Annotated in this window: 17 protein-coding genes; 7 read left to right on the top strand and 10 right to left on the bottom strand. The window is 74.3% G+C overall.

Annotated elements, in window-relative coordinates:
- Positions 1-20: 20 nt before the first annotated feature.
- Together hemQ and hemG are read right to left on the bottom strand one after the other, a co-directional pair.
- Complete coding sequence (gene hemQ / locus ACFWN3_RS00145; protein ID WP_377642243.1) at positions 21-746, bottom strand: hydrogen peroxide-dependent heme synthase; 726 nt, start codon at positions 744-746, stop codon at positions 21-23.
- Entirely contained in the window at positions 743-2,179 is a 1,437-nt protein-coding gene (gene hemG / locus ACFWN3_RS00140) for a protoporphyrinogen oxidase (protein ID WP_377642241.1), read from the bottom strand. Before hemG ends, hemQ begins: the two co-directional genes overlap by 4 nt.
- Positions 2,180-2,326: 147 nt before the next feature.
- Here hemG and ACFWN3_RS00135 point away from each other — a divergent pair, with 147 nt between their 5' ends.
- Positions 2,327-3,307: a DUF4349 domain-containing protein gene (locus tag ACFWN3_RS00135; protein WP_377642239.1), complete on the top strand. Its 981-nt coding sequence runs from the start codon at positions 2,327-2,329 to the stop codon at positions 3,305-3,307.
- Here ACFWN3_RS00135 and ACFWN3_RS00130 read toward each other — a convergent pair.
- Entirely contained in the window at positions 3,273-3,836 is a 564-nt protein-coding gene (locus ACFWN3_RS00130; protein ID WP_377642237.1) for a DinB family protein, read from the bottom strand. The genes ACFWN3_RS00135 and ACFWN3_RS00130 overlap by 35 nt on opposite strands.
- 104 nt (positions 3,837-3,940) lie before the next feature.
- On the opposite strand from ACFWN3_RS00130, the gene ACFWN3_RS00125 reads away from it, so the two are divergent.
- Complete coding sequence (locus ACFWN3_RS00125) at positions 3,941-4,405, top strand: DUF6194 family protein (RefSeq protein WP_377642235.1); 465 nt, start codon at positions 3,941-3,943, stop codon at positions 4,403-4,405.
- A gap of 44 nt (positions 4,406-4,449) precedes the next feature.
- Here ACFWN3_RS00125 and hemE read toward each other — a convergent pair whose 3' ends face one another.
- Together hemE and ACFWN3_RS00115 are read right to left on the bottom strand one after the other, a co-directional pair.
- Positions 4,450-5,568 (bottom strand): uroporphyrinogen decarboxylase, encoded by a 1,119-nt coding sequence (gene hemE / locus ACFWN3_RS00120; protein WP_377642233.1) that lies wholly within the window; start codon positions 5,566-5,568, stop codon positions 4,450-4,452.
- 38 nt (positions 5,569-5,606) lie between these two features.
- A complete protein-coding gene (locus ACFWN3_RS00115) occupies positions 5,607-6,431 on the bottom strand; it encodes a DMT family transporter (protein WP_377642231.1) in 825 nt (274 codons plus the stop codon).
- Positions 6,432-6,588: 157 nt separating this feature from the next.
- On the opposite strand from ACFWN3_RS00115, the gene ACFWN3_RS00110 reads away from it, so the two are divergent.
- The 5 genes from ACFWN3_RS00110 to ACFWN3_RS00090 all read left to right on the top strand — a co-directional run bounded on the left by ACFWN3_RS00110 (position 6,589) and on the right by ACFWN3_RS00090 (position 13,848).
- Positions 6,589-7,173 carry a DUF3000 domain-containing protein gene (locus ACFWN3_RS00110; RefSeq protein WP_377642230.1) on the top strand — a complete coding sequence of 195 codons (585 nt, stop codon included), beginning with the start codon at positions 6,589-6,591 and terminating at the stop codon, positions 7,171-7,173.
- Positions 7,174-8,409, top strand: coding sequence for an HRDC domain-containing protein (locus ACFWN3_RS00105; RefSeq protein WP_377642228.1), 1,236 nt, complete (start codon positions 7,174-7,176; stop codon positions 8,407-8,409).
- Between the two features lie 305 nt (positions 8,410-8,714).
- Positions 8,715-9,935: a thiolase family protein gene (locus ACFWN3_RS00100; RefSeq protein ID WP_377642226.1), complete on the top strand. Its 1,221-nt coding sequence runs from the start codon at positions 8,715-8,717 to the stop codon at positions 9,933-9,935.
- Positions 9,936-9,938: 3 nt separating this feature from the next.
- A complete protein-coding gene (locus ACFWN3_RS00095; protein ID WP_377642224.1) occupies positions 9,939-12,068 on the top strand; it encodes a 3-hydroxyacyl-CoA dehydrogenase NAD-binding domain-containing protein in 2,130 nt (709 codons plus the stop codon).
- 238 nt (positions 12,069-12,306) lie between these two features.
- Complete coding sequence (locus tag ACFWN3_RS00090; RefSeq protein ID WP_377642222.1) at positions 12,307-13,848, top strand: helix-turn-helix domain-containing protein; 1,542 nt, start codon at positions 12,307-12,309, stop codon at positions 13,846-13,848.
- On the opposite strand, the gene ACFWN3_RS00085 is transcribed toward ACFWN3_RS00090, so the two are convergent.
- From ACFWN3_RS00085 to ACFWN3_RS00065, 5 genes are all read right to left on the bottom strand, one after another.
- Positions 13,805-15,208: an NAD-dependent epimerase/dehydratase family protein gene (locus ACFWN3_RS00085; protein WP_377642220.1), complete on the bottom strand. Its 1,404-nt coding sequence runs from the start codon at positions 15,206-15,208 to the stop codon at positions 13,805-13,807. The two genes, ACFWN3_RS00090 and ACFWN3_RS00085, sit on opposite strands and share 44 nt — an antisense overlap.
- A gap of 79 nt (positions 15,209-15,287) precedes the next feature.
- Complete coding sequence (locus tag ACFWN3_RS00080) at positions 15,288-16,073, bottom strand: maleylpyruvate isomerase N-terminal domain-containing protein (RefSeq protein ID WP_377642218.1); 786 nt, start codon at positions 16,071-16,073, stop codon at positions 15,288-15,290.
- 70 nt (positions 16,074-16,143) lie between these two features.
- Positions 16,144-16,794 carry a class I SAM-dependent methyltransferase gene (locus ACFWN3_RS00075; RefSeq protein ID WP_377642216.1) on the bottom strand — a complete coding sequence of 217 codons (651 nt, stop codon included), beginning with the start codon at positions 16,792-16,794 and terminating at the stop codon, positions 16,144-16,146.
- Positions 16,795-16,805: 11 nt separating this feature from the next.
- Complete coding sequence (dxs, locus tag ACFWN3_RS00070) at positions 16,806-18,674, bottom strand: 1-deoxy-D-xylulose-5-phosphate synthase (protein ID WP_377642214.1); 1,869 nt, start codon at positions 18,672-18,674, stop codon at positions 16,806-16,808.
- Positions 18,675-19,040: 366 nt separating this feature from the next.
- A complete protein-coding gene (locus ACFWN3_RS00065) occupies positions 19,041-19,496 on the bottom strand; it encodes a hypothetical protein (protein ID WP_377642213.1) in 456 nt (151 codons plus the stop codon).

The following is a 19,496-nucleotide window of genomic DNA, read 5'->3' as shown; positions in this document are numbered from 1 at the left end:
GCCACGCTAGCGAGGCCGGGTCAGCGCTGGCGGTGCACCAGGGTGCGGATCGGCACGCGCGGACCGGTGTAGAACGGCACCTCCTCGCGCACGTGGCGTCGCGCGCCGGAGGCCCTCAGCTCGCGCATGAGGTCGACGATGCGGTGCAGCTCGTCGGCCTCGAACGCGAGGATCCACTCGTAGTCGTTGAGCGCGAACGAGGCGATGGTGTTGGCCCGCACGTCGGGGTAGTCGCGCGCCATCCTCCCGTGCTCGACGAGGAGGTCGCGGCGCTCCTTGTCGTCGAGGAGGTACCACTCGTAGGAGCGGACGAACGGGTAGACGCAGATGTAGTCGAGCGGGTCCTCGCCGTTCATGAAGGCCGGGATGTGGCTCTTGTTGAACTCCGCCGGACGGTGCAGCGCCGCCACCGACCACACCGGGTCGAGGCGGTCGCCGTAGGCGGTGCGCAGGAACGCGTGGTACGCCTCCTGGAGCGCCTCGATGGTCTCGGCGTGCCACCAGATCATGACGTCGGCGTCGGCGCGCAGGCCCGCGACGTCGTAGGTGCCGCGGACGACGACGTCCTTCTCGGCGAGGTCGGTGAACAGCTCCTCGACCTCGGTGGCGAGGGCGGCGCGGTCCTCGTCGGCGAGCGGCTCGGCGACGGCGAAGACCGACCACATGGCGTAGCGGATCGTGTCGTTGACCTCCCGGATACGGGCGGCGCCGGGCTTGGCGGGGGCGGGTCGGGTCGGCTCGGTCATGCGGGCTGGTCTCCTGGGCGGGGTGCGAGGGTGCTGAGGAACTGGGTGGTCGCCGCCGCGGCTCGGGCGGCGGAGCCGATGACGGCAGGGACGCCGACGCCGTCGTAGGTGGCGCCGGCGACCTCGAGGCCGGGGACGCGCTCGACGTCGGCCTTGACCGTGGCGACGGCGTCGACGTGCCCCACGGCGTACTGCGGCAGGCCGCCACCCCAACGCTGGACGTGGGCGTCGACGACGCGGAACGGGGTGCGGCGGAGGGCGGCGCAGACGTCGGCGACGGCGAGCGCGACGAGGTCGGCGTCCTCGCGCTGGAGGACGGCCTCCTCGCGGGCCCGGCCGAGCGAGGCGCGCAGGTGGACGACGTCGGGGTCGAGGGCGCCGGTCCACCCCCACTTGCGGAAGCTGAAGGTCGCCGCCTTGATGGCACGGCCCTCCACCGGCGGGACGAGGAAGCCGGAGCCCCCGACGTCCTCGAGCTCGGCGCGCGGGACCGCGAGCGTGACGACGGCGGTCGAGGCGGTCTCGACGTCGGCGAGGACCTCCGCCGCCGCCGGTGCGTGGGCCGCGAGCAGCCGTGCGGCCGGAGCGGGAGGGACGGCGAGGACGACGGCGTCGGCGACGAGGACGTCGGGCGAGGCCGCCGACCCGATGACGAGGCGCCACCCGTCCGCCGTCCTCTCGAGCAGGCGCACGACCGACCGGGTCCGCAGCACCGCACCTCGACCGGCGAGCGCGGCGGCGAGGAGGTCCGGGAGGCGCCCGACTCCCCCGGTGAGCCCGGCGAAGGGAGGGCGACCCGGCGCCGCCGTGGCCGCACCCGCCGGCGTCAGGAGGCTCTGGCCGCGCGTGGCGCGATCCCAGAGGGTGGGCATGGTGGCCCGCAGCGACAGCCGAGCCGCGTGCCCGGCGTAGACGCCACCGAGCAGCGGCTCCACGAGCCGGTCGACGACCGCACCGCCGAGGCGCGTTGCGACGTACTCGCCGACCGACACGTCGTCCTCGAGGACCCCTGTCGGCCAGGGCTGTTCGTCGCGGACCCGCTCGACCTCGTCGTCGGTGAGGACGCCGCGGGCGCCGTCGGGGTCAGTGGGGACGCCCATGAGGGTCGCGCGCGGGAGGGGGTGGAGGGCGCCGCGCGACCAGATCGAGGCCGACGTGGTGTCCGGCGAGGTGAGGAGGTCCCCCGCCCCGAGCCGCTCGACGAGAGCCACCGCCTCGGGGCGCACGGCGAGGAGGGACTCGGCGCCGACGTCGACGGCGTGACCGCCGACGTCCTCGCGGCGCAGCGTGCCGCCGACCCGGTCGCTGCCCTCGAGCACCGTGACGGTGGCCGACGGCACGGCGTCGAGGACGTCGAGCGCGGCGACGAGTCCGGCGACGCCACCCCCGACGACGGCGACGTGGGGGCCGGTGGAGACGGCCGGGAGCGGCATGCGCCCAGTCTCTCAGGGCCGGCCCGCCCGACCGGACGCGACCCCCGGCGCTCGCCGTGACCACATCGAGACCGGCGACCGGGAACCATCCGGCGTCCTCGGGCGCCCGAGGCACAGCACGCCACCCGGAACGACGAAGGAGTCACCATGTCCACGCTGGCCCGTCCCGCCCGCCGTCCCACCACCGCCGCCGCGGGCCTCCTCCTCGTCGCGGGCCTGACGCTCGCCGGCTGCAGCGCCGGGTCCAGCGACTCGGGCGCCGCGTCCGGCTCGGTCGCCGAGCAGGCCGCGCCCGACCGGGGGGTCCCCGCCGGTGGCGACGCCTCGGCGGTCGGGGGGTTCTCCGGCGACGCCTCGAAGGAGGCCCCGGCGGTGGGGACCGGGACGACGACCACCGTCGACCTGGCCGCCACGACGCAGAAGCTCGCCCGCCGCGCCACCATCGCCCTGACCGTCGACGACGTCGACGTCGCCGCGGCCAAGGTGCGCTCGGTCGCCGCGTCCGAGAAGGGCATGGTCGTGGCCGAGTCGATCTCGAGCGAACCCGACGGCGTGACCACCGGCGGCTTCAGCACCATCACGATCTCCGTGCCGACCACCCGCCTCGACGCCACCCTCGACGCCGTCGCGAAGATCGGGAAGGTCCACTCCCGCAACACCTCCACCGACGACGTCACGACGCAGTACGTCGACACGGCCTCCCGCGTCGAGACGATGGAGGCCAGCGTCGAGCGGGTCCGCGCCCTGATGTCGAAGGCCACCCGGCTCGCCGACATCGTCAGCCTCGAGGCCGAGCTGTCCCGCCGTCAGGCCGACCTCGAGGCGATGCAGACCCAGCTCGCCGCGCTGGACGGCCAGGTCGCGACGGCCCCGGTCGAGGTGCGGCTCAGCACCGACGAGAAGGTCCTCGAGGAGGAGGAGCCCGACACCGGCTTCCTCGCCGGGCTCGTCGCCGGGTGGGACGCCTTCACCGGGTCGGTCACCGTGCTGCTCACCGTCCTCGGGGCGGTCCTGCCGTTCGGTGTCGCCCTCGCCGTCCTCCTCGGCCCGCTCGCGATCTGGCTGCGCCGCCGCGGCCCGCGCCCGTCGACGGTCACCCCGCCGATGGCCCCGACGACGTCGGGCTGACCCCCGGCTCCGGCCCTGGTGAGGTCACGCCGGCGTCGTCGCGGAGCACCTGCTCCCGGAGGATGTCGGCGTGGCCGCAGTGCTGCGCCAGCTCGCGCAGCACGTGGGCCAGCACCCACCGCAGCGGCAGCGGGCCGCGGCGGTTGCCGAGGAGGAGGTCGTCGGCCCCGAGGTCGGCGACGGCGGCACGCGAGGCGGTGCAGGCGGCCTCGTGGGCGGCCACCACCGACGCGACGGTGTCGTCGTGGGCGAGGACGAAGGAGTCGTCGGGCGTCGCGGGGATCCCGATCTCCGCCCGCGAGCGACGGGTGACGGCCTCGTCGAACCACACCTGCTCGACGAAGGTCGCGTGCTTGAGGAGCCCGAGCAGGGTCGTGCGCGAGGGCACGAGAGAGCGCCGGGCCTGCTCCTCGGTGAGGCCGTCGAGGCTCGCCCGCAGGTTCTCGCGGTGCTCGTCGACGAACGCCTCGAGGAGGACCCGCTCGCGCGCGGTGAGGACGTCGGGGCGCATGCTCGGTGGCGTCGTCATGCCGGAACGCTAGCCGCCCGTCGGGCCCCGTCCGTCGGCCGACGGACACCACCTCCCCCCGAGGACGGATCCACGGCGCCGCCGCCTCCGCGATGCTGGTCGCCATGGACGTCGACGCGGTCATCGAGCACCTGGAGACCCTCGGTGGGGTCGTGGTGCAGCGCCCCGGCCCGGGCGACGGCACCCCGGAGGTCGCCTGGGGCGACGTCTTCGCGTACTACTCCCCCGACGGCGGCATCCCGGCGGCCCAGCCGTTCGCGACCGTGGTGACGAAGGACTACCCGGGAGAGCCGTCCTCGGGACTCGACGCGCCGGGCTCGTTCCGCGTCAACGTCCACGCCGGGACGGAGGAGTTCGAGCGTCGCACCGGCCACCCTCCGAAGGAGGAGGTGGTGGGCGGACCGGCTCCGCACACCCGCGACGTCGTCCTCGCCCACCCCGTGTACGGGGCGTACGGCTGGCTCGCGGTCGTCGACCCCGGGCCGGCGACGGAGGGCGACGTGCGCGACCTCCTCACCGCGGCCCACGGCGCCGCCCGGGCCCGCCACGAGCGGCGCGCCTCGACCTGACTGGCCGGACTCCTCGCGGCCGACACCGCGGGTCGGCCCGAGGCCTAGCGGGCCGAGACCTGGCGGGCCGAGACCTCGTGGACGAGCTCGACGACGCGGGTGAGGACGTCGGGGTCGGTGTCGGGGAGGACGCCGTGGCCGAGGTTGAACACGTGCCCGGGGGCGGCACGGCCCTCCTCGACGATCTCGCGGACGCGGCGCTCGAGCGCCTCCCACGGCGCGAAGAGCAGCGCGGGGTCGAGGTTGCCCTGCAGCGGCCAGCGCCCACCGGTCCGCTCGAGGGCGTCGGTGAGGGAGACGCGGTAGTCGACGCCGACGACGTCGGCCCCGGCCTCGCCCATGAGGGTCAGCAGCTCACCGGTGCCCACGCCGAAGTGGATGCGCGGGACGTCGAGGTCGGCGACCATCGCGAGCGCCGCGGCCGAGTGCTCCTGCACGTGGCGGACGTAGTCGGCGCGGCTGAGGAACCCCGCCCACGAGTCGAAGAGCTGGAGCGCCGAGGCGCCGTTCTCGCCCTGCACCCGCAGGAACGCGCCGGAGATCCGGGCGAGCCGGGCGCACAGGTCGTGCCACAGCTGCGGGTCGCCGTGCATGAGCGCCTTGGTGTGCTCGTGGTTCTTCGACGGCCCGCCCTCGACGAGGTAGCTCGCGAGGGTGAACGGCGCGCCCGCGAAGCCGATGAGCGGGGTGGGACCGAGCTCGGCGACGAGGAGCCGCACCGATTCGGCGATGTCGGGGACGTCCTCGGGGGCGAGGTCGCGCAGGCGGTCGAGGTCGGCGCGGGTGCGGACCGGGTCGGCGACGACGGGCCCGACCCCCGGGACGATGTCGAGGTCGATGCCCACCGCGGCGAGCGGGACGACGATGTCGCTGAAGAAGATCGCGGCGTCGACGCCGTGGCGGCGCACGGGCTGGAGGGTGATCTCGGTGACGAGGTCGGGGCGGCGGCACGACTCGAGCATCCCGACGCCCTCACGGACCGCACGGTACTCCGGCAGCGACCGGCCGGCCTGGCGCATGAACCACACCGGGGTGTGCGGGACGTCGAGGCCCCGGGCGGCACGCACGAGCGCGGAGTCGGCCGGTGAGGCGCTCGCGGTCGCCGAGGTCGTCGCGGGGGCAGCGGCGGCGGAGGGGGTCGTCACGGTGACCCATCCTCCCATCCGGCGGCGGCGTCCTCCGCACCGCTCGACGGACGGCGTCAGAGGGCGATGACGGCGGCCCCGCCGAGGGCGAGCAGCACCCCGACCTGCTGGATCCGCCGCAGCCGCTCCCCGATGACGAGGCGCGCCAGGACGATCGTCGCGACGGGGTAGAGCGAGCCGAGCACCGAGGCGACGCTCACCTGCCCTCGGGACGACGCGATGCCGAAGAGGAAGTTGGCGGCGAGGTCGCCGCAGCCGATGGCGAGCAGGCCGGGGATCTCCCGCGGCCGCACCGAGCCCACGCTGCGCACGACGAGCGCCGCGACGACGAGCACCGTGACCGAGGTGAGCCGCATGCCCCACAGGGTGAGCAGCGCCGACTCGCGGGCCCCGCGGTCGAGGAAGAACAGGGCGAGCCCGAAGCCGACCGCCGCGACCGACGCGAGGACCACCGGTCGGGCCCCCACCTCCCCCGACAGCTCCGGACCGCTCGCCAGCGTCACCCCGACGACGGCGACGAGCATCCCGACCCAGGCCCACGCCGAGGGCGTGTCGCCGCTCGCGACGCCGAGGACGACCGGGACGACGACCCCGAGGGAGGCGATCGGCGCGACGACGCCCATCGTCCCCGTCGACAGGGCCGAGTAGAAGCAGACGAGGCCGGTCATCCCCGCGAGCCCCGCCGCCACGGACCACAGCGGCCAGGTGTCGAGGGTGAAGTGCTGCCACCGGAACAGGACGATGGCCGAGACGACGACCAGGGCCAGACCCTGGGTCCAGCCCACGACGACGACCGCGGGGTGGCGGCGCGAGGCCAGCCCGGCGAAGAAGTCGGAGGTCCCCCACACGAGCGAGGACGCGAGCGCGAGGAGGCTGACCACCGGCGCAGCGTAACGACGCAGTCCGTCGCGGGCCGGTCGCTCCCGGGGCTCGGGCTCCCGACCGACGCCCGGCCCGGCGTCGAGCACCGCACGGGCGCGGGCGCGCCACGCGGCGCGGCACCGCGCCCGGACCGCCGCCACCGCCTACATTGCTGGGGTGTCCAGCCGCACCGTGACCGGTCGCGAGTCCCCCGAGTTCGCTCGGGCGCTCGAGGACCTCCACCGCGCCCGCCTGCGTCCCGAGATCCGCCTCACCGAGGTCCCGGCACCGCAGCGCATCGCCCCGTACGCCGTCGCGCTCACCGCCGACGTCGTCGACCCCCGCGACACCGACTCCGACCTCGCGTCGGGACGGTTCGTCCTCCTCCACGACCCCTCGGCGCCCGAGCCCTGGGGCGGTCAGTGGCGCGCGGTCACCTTCGCCCGCGCCGAGCTCGAGCCCGAGCTCGCCACCGACCCGATGCTCGGCGAGGTCGGCTGGAGCTGGCTCACCGACGCCCTCGCCACCCGTGGCGTCGAGTACGTCGCGGAGGCCGGCACCGTGACCCGCGTGGTGTCCCAGAGCTTCGCCGGACTCGCCGACCGTCCCGCGAGCGTCGAGATGGAGGTCCGCGCCTCGTGGACCCCGCTCGGCCCCGAGGTCGGCGAGCACCTGCTCGCGTGGTCGGACCTGCTCTGTACGATCGCCGGGTTGCCACCACTTCCCGAGGGCGTCGTCGCCCTGCCCGGACCCCGACGCTGAATGAGCCCTGACACCACCGCCACCGCCCCCGAGGAGCCGACGGGCCCGCAGCCCGTGCTCCTCGTGGAGCCCGCCGACGGCGTCCCGCACGTCGTCGAGGACGAGCGCGAGCTGAGCCGGGCCGCCGCCGCCATCGCCGCGGGGTCGGGACCGGTCGCCATCGACGCCGAGCGCGCCTCCGGGTACCGCTACGGCCAGCGCGCCTACCTCGTGCAGGTCCGCCGCGAGGGTGCCGGCACCTGGCTCATCGACCCCATCGCCTGCCCCGACCTCTCGCCGCTCGACGACGCGATCGGTGCCGCCGAGTGGCTGCTCCACGCGGCCACCCAGGACCTCGCCTGCCTCGCCGAGGTCGGCCTGCGCCCCCGCCAGCTGTTCGACACCGAGCTCGGCGCCCGCATCCTCGGGCTGCCGCGCGTCGGCCTCTCGGCGGTCGTCGAGCACTACCTCGGGCTGTCACTGGCCAAGGAGCACTCCGCCGTCGACTGGTCGACCCGACCGCTGCCCGAGCCGTGGCTGCGGTACGCGGCCCTCGACGTCGAGGTGCTCGACGAGCTGCGCAACCTCATGGGCGTCGACCTCGCCAAGCAGGGCAAGTCCGAGTGGGCCCGCCAGGAGTTCGCGGCGCTGCTCACCTGGTCGCCGACCGAGCGCGTCGACCCGTGGCGGCGCACCTCGGGCATCAACACCCTGCGCTCGCGGCGGGCCGTCGCCATCGTCCGCGAGCTCTGGTACGTCCGCGACGACATCGCCCGCGAGCGCGACACCTCGGTCGGGCGCGTGCTCCCCGACGCCGCCGTCGTCGAGATCGCCAAGGCCGCGCCGCGCACCACCGCCGACCTGCCGCGCGGCCACCGCGCCATCGCCCGGTACGGGCGCCAGTGGGTCGACGCCGTCGCCCGCGCGCAGGAGATCCCCGAGGACGACCTGCCGCCGCGCACGCTGCCCTCCGACGGGCCGCCACCGCCGCGCGTGTGGGCCGAGAAGAACCCCGTCGCCGCCGACCGGCTCGGGGCCACCCGGGCGGCGCTCACCGCGTTCGCCGAGGAGCACGTCATCCCGGTCGAGAACGTCTGCTCCCCCGACCCGCTGCGCCGGGTCGTGTGGCAGCCGCCGTCCGAGCACGACGAGGCCGCCTTCACCCGGGCGCTCCTCGACCAGGGGGTGCGCCCGTGGCAGGCCGAGGTGCTCGCGCCGATGCTCGTCGCCGCCTTCACCGAGTTCCCCGACGCCTGACCCCTCCCGGCCCGGCCTCGCCCTCCCCCGCCCTCGGCGCCTCGGCCCCGTCGGCCCCTCGGCCCCTCGGCCCAAATTCGGGGTCACCCCGAAATTGCGCGCTTCACCCGAGGAAGCAACCGGGGTGAAGGGCGCACATCCGGGGTGAAGCTCCGGAGCTCGGGGTCACCCCGAACACCGGATGCCTCCGCGGTGATGGTCGTCACCCCGGGCGGCATCGACGACTAAGCGCTTGCTTAGTAGCATCGGCCGCAGGGCCCGGGCCACCGGGCCGACCCCAGCACCCCAACCAGGGAGGCCCACCCGTGCCACGCGCGCTCCAGGAGGTCGTCTTCGTCGACGGCGTCCGCACCCCCTTCGGCAAGGCCGGCGAGAAGGGCGTCTACGCCCAGACCCGCGCCGACGACCTCGTCATCAAGTGCATCCGCGAGCTGATGCGGCGCAACCCGGGCCTGCCCAAGGAGCGGGTGGAGGAGGTCGCCGTCGCCGCGACGACCCAGATCGGCGACCAGGGCCTGACCCTCGGCCGCCTCGCCGCCCTCCTCTCCGGCCTCCCGAAGTCCACCCCCGGCTACTCCGTCGACCGGATGTGCGCCGGCGCGATGACCGCCGTGACCAACGTCGCCTCCTCGATCGGCGTGGGCGCCATCGACATCGCCGTCGCCGGCGGGGTCGAGCACATGGGCCGCCACCCGATGGGCGAGGGCGTCGACCCCAACCCGCGGATCGTCGCCGAGCGCCTCGTCGACGAGTCGGCCCTCGTCATGGGCAAGACCGCCGAGAACCTCCACGACCGCTTCCCCGAGCTGACCAAGGAGCGCTGCGACGCCTTCGCGGTCCAGAGCCAGCGCAAGCTCGCCGCGGCCTACGACGCCGGAAGGGTCCAGCCCGACCTCGTCCCCGTCGCGACCCGCCACGCCGAGAAGGGCTGGGGCCTCGCGACCGTCGACGAGCCGCCGCGCCCCGGCACGACGATGGAGGAGCTCGGCGCCCTCAAGACCCCCTTCCGTCCCCACGGCAACGTCACCGCGGGCAACGCCGCCGGGCTCAACGACGGCGCCACGGCGTGCATCCTCGCCAGCGAGCAGGCGGCCACCGAGCTGGGTCTCCCCGTCCGGATGCGCCTGGCCTCCTTCGCCTTCGTCGGTGTCGAGCCGGAGGTCATGGGCATCGGCCCCGTCCCCGCGACCGAGAAGGCCCTGGCCAAGGCGGGCCTGACCATCGAGGACATCGGCCTCTTCGAGCTCAACGAGGCCTTCGCCGTCCAGGTCCTCGCCTTCCTCGACCACTTCGGCATCGCCGATGACGACGCCCGCGTCAACCCGTGGGGCGGCGCCATCGCGACCGGCCACCCGCTCGCGTCCTCGGGCGTGCGCCTCATGACCCAGCTCGCCCGCCACTTCGAGGAGCACCCCGAGGTCCGCTACGGCCTGACCGCGATGTGCATCGGCATCGGCATGGGCGGCGCCGTCATCTGGGAGAACCCGCACCACGCCGACTACGGCACCGACGGCACGGAGGCCTGAGCCATGACGACCACCGCCACCCCCGAGACCACCGCCCCCGAGCTGCCCGCCGAGGTCGTCACCCGCACCCCGGTGCAGGACGTCGCCCTCCCCGGCGGCGTCGGCACCCTCGCGCTCGTCACCCTCGACAACGGCAAGGACCACACCCGCCCCAACACCTTCGGACCTGAGGGCATCGCCGGCCTCCAGGCCACCCTCGACACCCTGAGGGCGCGCGCCGAGGCCGGGGACATCGTCGCCGTCGCGGTCACGGGGAAGCCGTTCATCTTCGCCGTGGGCGCCGACCTCTCGGGCGTCCCGTACGTCACCCACCGCGAGCAGGCCCTCGAGATCGCCCGCGCCGGCCACCGCGCCTTCGCCACGCTGATGGACCTGCCCGTCCCCACCTTCGCGTTCGTCAACGGCGCGGCGATGGGCGGCGGGGTCGAGCTCGCGCTGTCGGCCGACTACCGCACGGTCTCGGCGGGCGTCCCCGCGTTCGCGCTCCCCGAGACCTTCCTCGGGCTGCTCCCCGGCTGGGGCGGCTGCTGGTTGCTCCCGAACCTCGTCGGCCCGGCCACCGCGATGAAGGTCGTCATCGAGAACCCGCTGTCGCAGAACCGGATGCTCAAGGCCAAGGAGGTCGTCGGCCTCGGCATCGGCGACGTCCTGCTCGAGCCGGCCGACTTCCTCGAGGACTCGCTGCGCTGGGCCGCCGGCGTCGTCAGCGGCGCCGTCACGGTGCAGCGCGCCGAGGTCGACCGCGACGAGTCCGCCTGGGAGGCGGCGTGCGACGCCGGCCGCAAGGTCGTCCTCGCCAAGACCGCCGGGCGCGCCCCGGGTGCGCTTCGGGCGGTCGAGCTGGTCCGCGCGGCCCGCACGGCCGGTCGCGACGAGGCCTTCGCCGCGGAGGACGAGGCCCTCGGCGACCTCATCATGACCGACGAGCTGCGCGCGGGCCTCTACGCCTTCGACCTCGTGCAGAAGCGGGCCAAGCGGCCCGCGGGCGCCCCGGACAAGGCTCTGGCCCGCCCGGTCACCAAGGTCGGCATCGTCGGCGCCGGCCTCATGGCCAGCCAGCTGGCCCTCCTGTTCGTCCAGCGCCTCGGCGTCCCTGTCGTCCTCACCGACCTCGACGAGGAGCGCGTCGCCCAAGGGGTCGCGTGGGTGCACGAGCAGGTCGACGGCCTGCTCGCCAAGCGCCGGGTCTCGCCCGACCAGGCGTCCTTCCTCAAGCGAGCCGTCACCGGCTCGACGAGCAAGGACGGCTTCGCCGACGCCGACGTCGTCATCGAGGCGGTCTTCGAGGAGATGGCCGTCAAGCAGCGGGTCTTCGCCGAGGTCGAGGCCGTCGTGTCGCCCGAGTGCGTCCTCATGACGAACACCTCGTCGCTGTCGATCACCGAGATGGCGAGCGGCCTCGCGCACCCCGAGCGGGTCGTCGGCTTCCACTTCTTCAACCCCGTGGCGGTCATGCCGCTCGTCGAGGTCATCCCCGGGGAGCACACCGACGACGCCACGCTCGCCACGGCCTTCGCCACGGCGAAGACGCTGCGCAAGACGGCGATCCGCTCCAAGGACTCGGCGTCGTTCATCGTCAACCGGCTGCTCGGTCGCTTCATGGGCGAGTTCTCGCGCATCGTCGACGAGGGCACGCCGGTCGCCACGGCCGACCGTGCCGTCGCCGGCATCGCCCCGATGCCGCCCTTCGTCCTCGTCGGGCTCGTCGGCCCCGCGATCGCGCTGCACAACAGCGAGACCCTGCACCGCGCGTTCGGCGACCGGTTCCACGTCTCCCCCGCGCTGCGACGGCTCGTCGAGGCCGGCAAGCGCGGGTACTACCGGATGGAGGACGGCCGCTCCGTCCCCGACCCGGAGGTCGAGGCGCTCGCCGAGAAGCCCGAGCACCCGGTCGAGCTGACCGTCGAGCAGGCACGCGAGCGCATCCTCGGCGTCCTCGCCGAGGAGGTGGGGCTGATGCTCTCCGAGGGCGTCGTCGCGGCCCCGATGGACATCGACCTCGCGATGATCACCGGCGCCGGCTTCCAGTTCTGGAACGGCGGGCTCACCCCGCTCCTCGACCGCGAGGGCCACTCCGAGCGGGTCCTCGGCCGCCGCCTGCTCCCTCACGGCGTGGCGAGCGTCCCCGCCTGACCCGACCCCCCACCACGCCCGGCCTCCACGCCAGTTCCACTTCAGTACGGCAACACGCCGAGGATCCCTCCCGATCCTCGGCGTGTTGCCGTACTGGAGGGCGCATCCCACCGGCCGTGCGCCGGCGCCGCGGGGATGTGCACCCCGAGTCGCCCGCCCTCACCTGCGGGTTCTCAGCGACCGAACATCCCGAGACGCCTCAAGGGCCGATATCTCACAGGTGATATACGCTGGACGGGTGACGACGACCTCCGACACGTACCTGACCCGCATCGGCACGCTCATCCGTGACGCCCGGCGCCACCAGGGCCTCACCCAGAGCGAGCTGGCCGACCTCCTCGGCACCAGCCAGAGCGCCGTGGCGCGCATCGAGCAGGGCAAGCAGAACCTCTCGCTGGAGATGCTCGCCCGCGTCGGCGAGAAGCTCGACAGCGAGTTCGTCTCCCTCGGCCACAGCGGCCCGCAGCACCTGCGGATCGTCGGCGGCAAGAAGCTCTCGGGCTCGATCCCGGTGAAAACGAGCAAGAACGCCGCCGTCGCCCTCCTGTGCGCCAGCCTGCTCAACAAGGGCCGGACGACGCTGCGCAGCCTGGCGCGCATCGAGGAGGTCAACCGGATCATCGAGGTGCTCACCTCGATCGGCGTCCGGGTCCGCTGGCTCCCCGACAGCAACGACCTCGAGATCATCCCGCCCGCGCAGCTCGACCTCGCGAGCATCGACGTCGACGCCGCCCGCCGCACCCGCACCGTCATCATGTTCTTCGGCCCGCTGCTCCACGAGCTGGGGAGCTTCCAGCTGCCCTACGCCGGCGGCTGCGACCTCGGCACCCGCACCATCGAGCCGCACCTGTCCGCCCTGCGCCCCTTCGGCCTCGACGTCGCCGCGACCCACGGCTTCTACGAGGCGACCGTCGACGCCGAGCGCGGCCCGACCCGCGCCATCGTCCTCACCGAGCGCGGCGACACCGTCACCGAGAACGTCCTCATGGCCGCCGCGCGCCACCCCGGCACCACGGTCATCCGCAACGCCTCCCCCAACTACATGGTCCAGGACCTCTGCTTCTTCCTCCAGGGCCTCGGGGTGCAGATCGAGGGCATCGGCACGACGATCCTCACCGTCACCGGCGTCGAGCACGTCGACGTCGACATCGAGTACTACCCCTCCGAGGACCCGATCGAGGCGATGTCCCTCATCGCCGCCGCCGTCGTCACCGAGTCGACGATCACCATCGAGCGGGTGCCGATCGAGTTCCTCGAGATCGAGCTCGCGACCCTCGGCGAGATGGGCCTGCGCTTCGACCTCACCGAGGAGTACCTCGCGATGAACGGGCACACCCGTCTCGTCGACCTCACGATCCACCCCGGCCCGCTCAAGGCCCCGGTCGACAAGATCGCGCCGATGCCGTTCCCCGGCCTCAACATCGACAACCTGCCGTTCTTCGCGCTCATCGCCGCGTGCGCCGAGGGCACGACGATGATCCACGACTGGGTCTACGAGAACCGCGCGATCTACCTCACCGAGCTGACGAAGATCGGCGGCCAGGTCCAGCTCCTCGACCCCCACCGCGTCATGATCACCGGCCCCACCCCGAAGTGGCGCGCCGCCGAGGTCATGTGCCCGCCGGCGCTGCGCCCGGGCGTCGTCGTCCTCCTCGCCATGCTCGCGGCGCCCGGCACCTCGGTGCTGCGCAACGTCTACGTCATCAACCGCGGCTACGAGGACCTCGCCGAGCGGCTCAACGCGCTCGGCGCGACGATCGAGACCTTCCGGGACATCTGAGGGCTGGCGCGTCGCCGCCGCCGTGGCGCAGACTCTCGTCATGGCGGACCTCGTGCCCTTCCCGCGCACCGGCGTCGTCCCCGACGCCCGGGGCGGCGGACGCGCGCTGCGGGTCTCGTGGCACCACGAGGAAGGGCTCGTCGTCCTCTCGGCGTGGCGCGGCCCGACGTGCGTGGCGACGACACGGGTCGCCGCCGAGGACGTCCCCGCCCTCGTCGAGGTCCTCGTGGCCGGGCTCGGGCAGGGGTACGCGGGGGCCGCGGGGGCCGCGGGCACCGGGCCGGGCGAGCCGCACGTGGGGCACGCCGACGCCGGATGACGGTGCACCCGTCGTTCCTCGGCACGCCCTCCTAGGCGCCGGGCCGGGCCCGGGCCCCGGAGCCTGCACCGGTCGCCGCGAGCACGCGTCGCTCGTCGTCGTCGGTGAGGCCGGCCCGCCGCTCCTCGCCCTCGGGGGCGACTCCTCGGAGGCGAGGGCCGCCGCCAGGGTGTCGCGCAGCGGGCGGGTCACCAGGCCGGCGGCGCGCGCCCGCGACGTGTCCATCGTTGCGAAGCCACGCCAGTCGGGGTCGGCGATCCACAGCGGCAGCGAGGCCGGCCCCATCCAGCTGTCGACGCCGAGCCCGGTGAGCACGTCGGCAGGCACCGGCCGCGGGCGCGCCGACGACCCGGCGACCTCGGCCGCCGTCGCGAGCACCTCCCGCAGGGTCGTCGTGGGACCGGTGGCGTTGAAGACCCCACCCGTGCGCTCCTCGACGAGGGTGACCATCCACGACGCGAGGTCACGGACGTCGACCATCGCCGTCGGGAACCGCGGGTCGTCGGGGACGACGACCTCCTCACCCACGGGGTGGGCGAAGCGCCACGGCCAGTAGCCGGTGCGTCCCGACGCGTCCCCCGGTCTCCCGATGAGGCCGGAGCGCACGACGGTGGCGAGGGTGCCGGACGCCAGGACGGCCTGCTCGCAGGCGACCTTGGCCTCGCCGTAGGTCTCCATGTCCGCCATGACGTCACCGTCGAGCGGGTCGCGCAGCGGCGCGTCCTCGCCCTGTTCGACGGCACTGAACGCGGCGTAGACATTGCCGGTGGAGACGAGGACGTGGTGCGCGGTCCGCAGGTCGCGGACCGAGCGGCGGACCTGCCCCGGCTGGCGCGAGACGTCGAGGACGGCGTCCCAGTGGATGTCACCCACGGGCGCGAGGCCGTCGTCGGCGTCGCGGTCGGCGGCGACGAACACCGCGCCCTCGGGCACGGGGGCGGTGCCGCGGGCGAGGCAGGTGACCTCGTGCCCGCGCGTCAGGGCCTCCTGCGCGACCGTCCGTCCGAGCCACGCCGTCCCACCGAGCACGAGGATCCGCATGTGCCCCAGCCAACCTCGCGCGGAGCGCGCGGTCCAGCGTGTTCGCGCTCAGCCGATCCCGGGTCCCGGGCCGGACCGCTCAGTACCCGGGGAAGACGCGCCGCAGGTCGTCGAGGTCGAGGTTGCCCGACACCGTGACGTCGGTGGGGGTGTGCGCCGGGGTGAGCCGGCCCGAGACGAGCCGGGCGACGGCATCCGGTGATCCCTCGAACCGTGCCGTCGTCGTCGCACCGCCCGGCACCAGCGACACGGACCCGTCGATCGACAGGTCGTGGTCGAGGGCCGCGAGGTCGACCAGCGCCGGCTGCGCGACCTCGTCGGCCCTGGCGGTGAACCCGAGCATGAAGCCGAGCCCGTCGGCGAGGTGGTCGAGGAGCAGCAACGCGGTCGCATCGTCGATGGCGGCGTGCTCGTCGGACGCGACGCGCACGTCCCACGAGTGCTGCGCGGCCTCGTTCAGTCGCATGCCGAGGTAGGAGGCGAGGGGCAGCGGCGCGGGCGTGAACCCGAGGTCGACCTGTGTCGTCGTGAGCTGCTCCGGGGTCAGCGCCTCGACCGCCTCGACGAGGGCCGCGTCGGCGACGAGGTAGCCGTCGGCCTGCTCGCGCGGGGTCAGCGCGTTCCAGCGGTCCCAGACGCCCTGGTTGAAGCCGTCCGGGACGGATCCGCCGGCCAGGGCCGTCCGCAGCGTCTCGGACCCGATCTCGGCGCCGCTGCCGAGGTGCGAGAGGACCTGTGCCACCGGCCACTCGGACGCAGCCGACGGGGCCAACAGCTCCTCGTCGGAGAGGCCGCGCACGACGGCGGCCAGCGCGTCGTAGGTCGAACGGAGGGCGGAGACGGTCGCGTCGGCAGTGGGAGACATGGAGGTCGCAACCCGCCGCGGCCCGACGATGTTCCGCCACGCCCCGACGCGGGTCGGGGGGACTCAGGGCTCAGGCGGGACGGCGGGCGAGGATGAAGGCCTGGGGCTGCTGCTCGGCGCCGACCGGTCCGCGGACCAGCCGAGCCTGCTCGACCAGCCCGGCCGCGGTCAGGGCGTCGCCCACGGTCTCGGTGCGGCGCTCGTGGCGGACCAGGGTGACGTCGTGCCCGCGCGTCCGCAGCCGTGCGCCGACGTCGGAGGGCCCGTCGCCCACCTGGAAGCCGGTGAGGACCAGGCCGCCGGGACGCACGACCCTCGTCACCTCGGTGAGGGCCACGGGCAGCTCGTCGCCGGTGAGGTGGATGAGGGAGTACCAGAGCAGGACACCGTCGAACGCGTCGTCCCCGAAGGGCAGCGCGAGCAGGCTGGCCTCGCGGACGTCGAGGTCGGGGTGGTCGCGCCGCGCCATCGCGAGCATGCCGGGCGAGAGGTCGACCCCGGTGACGGTGCAGCCGCGGTCGCTGAGGTGGCGCGCCATCCGGCCCGTCCCGCAGCCGGCATCGAGGACGTGGGTCCCGCCGGACGCCTCCAGGAGGACGACGAGGTGCTCGACCATCGCGAGGTCGACCGCCGCCTCGGGCTCGGTGGTCGGGAAGGCCGCGGCGTAGTCGGCCGAGATGGCGTCGTAGGCCCGGCGGACCTCCTCCGCGCTCCCCTCCACCCGGGCGTCCCTCAGCCCAGGCGCGAGCGCAGCGTCGCGGCGACACCCTCCGGCGTCAGCGCCACGGCGTCGAGGACCTGGCCGCGCGAGCCGTGGTCGAGGAACTCCTTCGGCAAACCGAAGACGTCGACGGGCATGTCGGACCCGGCCGCGCGCACCGCCAGGGCCACCTGCGACCCGACCCCGCCGACGACGACGTTGTCCTCGATGACGGCCACCCGCCGCGCCCCGGCCGCGAGGGCGACGAGGTCGTCGCTGACGGGCAGGGCCCACACGGGGTCGACGACCCGCACGCGGGTGCCCTCGACCGCGAGCTTCTCGGCGGCCGCCAGGGCGGTGACGGCCATCGACCCGATGCCGACGAGGACGACGTCGACCTCGCCCTCGTCGGGCTCGGACAGCACGTCGAGCGTGCCGACGGTGCGCACGGCCTCGATCGGGTCGGCGACGGTGCCCTTGGGGAAGCGGACGACCGAAGGCGCGTCGGCGATGTCGACGGCGGCGTGCACGGCCCGGGCGACCTGCTGGCCGTCACGCGGGGCCGCGAGGTGCAAGCCCGGGACGACGCCGCTGATCGTCATGTCCCACATGCCGTGGTGGGAGGCGCCGTCGGGGCCGGTGACGCCGGAGCGGTCGAGGACGACCGTGACGCCGGCCTTGTGGAGGGCGCAGTCCATGAGGAGCTGGTCGAAGGCGCGGTTGAGGAAGGTCGCGTAGACGGCGACGACGGGGTGCAGGCCGGAGAACGCGAGGCCGGCCGCCATCGTCAGCGCGTGCTGCTCGGCGATGCCGACGTCGAAGGTGCGCTCGGGGTAGGCGTCGCAGAAGTCCTGGAGCCCGACGGGGATCATCATCGCCGCCGTGATGGCGACGACGTCGTCGCGCTCGCGCCCGATCTCGACCATCGCGTCGCTGAACTCGTCGGTCCACGAGCGTCCGGCGATCTCGAGCGGCAGCCCGGTCTCGGGGTTGATGACCCCGACCGCGTGGAACTGGTCGCCCTCGTGGTTGACGGCGTGGTCGTAGCCGCGGCCCTTCTGGGTGATGACGTGGACGAGCACCGGTCCGCGGTAGGCCCGGGCCTTGCGCAGGGCGTTCTCGATGGCGGGCTCGTCGTGGCCGTCGACGGGTCCGACGTACTTGAGGCCGAGGTCCTCGAACATCCCCTGCGGGGCGACGATGTCCTTGATGCCCTTCTTGACGCCGTGGAGCGTCTCGTAGACCGCGCCGCCGACGACGGGCGTGCGCGAGAGGGTGTTCTTGCCCCAGTCGAGGAAGCGCTCGTAGCCGCGGGTCGTGCGCAGCGTCGCGAGGTGGTCGGCGAGGCCGCCACGGGTCGGCGCGTAGGAGCGCTCGTTGTCGTTGACGACGAGGACCAGCGGGAGGTCGCTCTCGGCGGCGATGTTGTTCAGCGCCTCCCAGGCCATCCCGCCGGTCAGCGCGCCGTCACCGATGACGGCGACGGTGTGGCGGTCGCGCTCGCCGCGGACGACGCGCCCGGCGGCGATGCCGTGGGCCCACGACAGCGAGGTCGAGGCGTGCGAGTTCTCGACGACGTCGTGGGGCGACTCCGCGCGGCTCGGGTAGCCCGACAGGCCTCCCTGCTTGCGCAGCCCGGTGAAGTCGTGGCGCCCCGTGAGGAGCTTGTGCACGTAGGACTGGTGGCCCGTGTCGAAGACCACCGCGTCGCGCGGGGAGTCGAAGACCCGGTGGATGGCCATCGTCAGCTCGACCACCCCGAGGTTCGGCCCCAGGTGCCCGCCGGTGCGTGCCACCTCGTCGACGAGGAAGGCGCGGATCTCCTCGGCGAGGGCGGGCAGCTGGTCGGGGCGCAGGGCCCTGAGGTCGGCAGGACCCTCGATGCGCGCGAGCAGGCTCACCGGTGCCTACCTCCTGGATGTGTGGCGTCGTGCGGGCGAATCCCACGAGTCTAGGCGCAGCGGCGCGGCCCGCCGGCACCCCGCGGGGTGCCCTCCACCACTCCCACACCGGACCTCCACCGCGCCTCCAGACCCGTCCTCGGACCCGCCGGACGCACGTCACCGTCCGAGCCCGTCGCGCGGACGTCCGGATGTTCTGCGCCGTCACCGTGATGACGCGGTGATCCGCGGGTGGCGCACGTACACCTGCGTCATCCTGGGATTTCTGCGCCGTCACCGTGATGACGCGGTGATCCGCGGGCACGAGCGCCCGTCGGCAGGTCCGCTCGATGCAGGCGGCACCACCGCGGCCGACGCGGCAGGCGGTCAGAGCCTCGGGACGAACTCGAGGCCGCGCAGGGCGTCGAGGAGGAGGCCGGCGGCGCGGCGGGCCGAGAGCAGCCGCACGCCCTCGACCTCGAGGTCGGCGAGGACCTGCGCGACCCCCTCGGGCCCGATGTCGTCGACGAGGTCGACGCGCACCTCGCGGTAGGCCGAGCGCATCGCGTCGAGCTGGGCGTCGAGGTGGCGCACGGTGAGCCAGCCGAGCGCGACCGGGTGGCGCCGCCACGCGGGGTAGAGCCGGTAGTCGGGGGGGCAGTGGTCGAGCAGCCAGGCGCTCGCCCGGTGGTCCCAGCCACGCTCCCCCGGCGGCGGGACCCCCGGGGGCCAGCCCGGCGGACCTCCGGTGCGCTCGGCACCCGACGCCGAGCGCTGCCGCGCGGGCGATCCCGGGCTCCCGGCGCGCAGCGGAGGCGCGGCCGGAGTCACGGGATCGAACAC

The organism is Oryzobacter terrae (assembly GCF_042756445.1).
Taxonomy (GTDB): domain Bacteria; phylum Actinomycetota; class Actinomycetes; order Actinomycetales; family Dermatophilaceae; genus Oryzobacter; species Oryzobacter terrae.
This window is presented reverse-complemented; position numbering and strand designations above follow the sequence as displayed.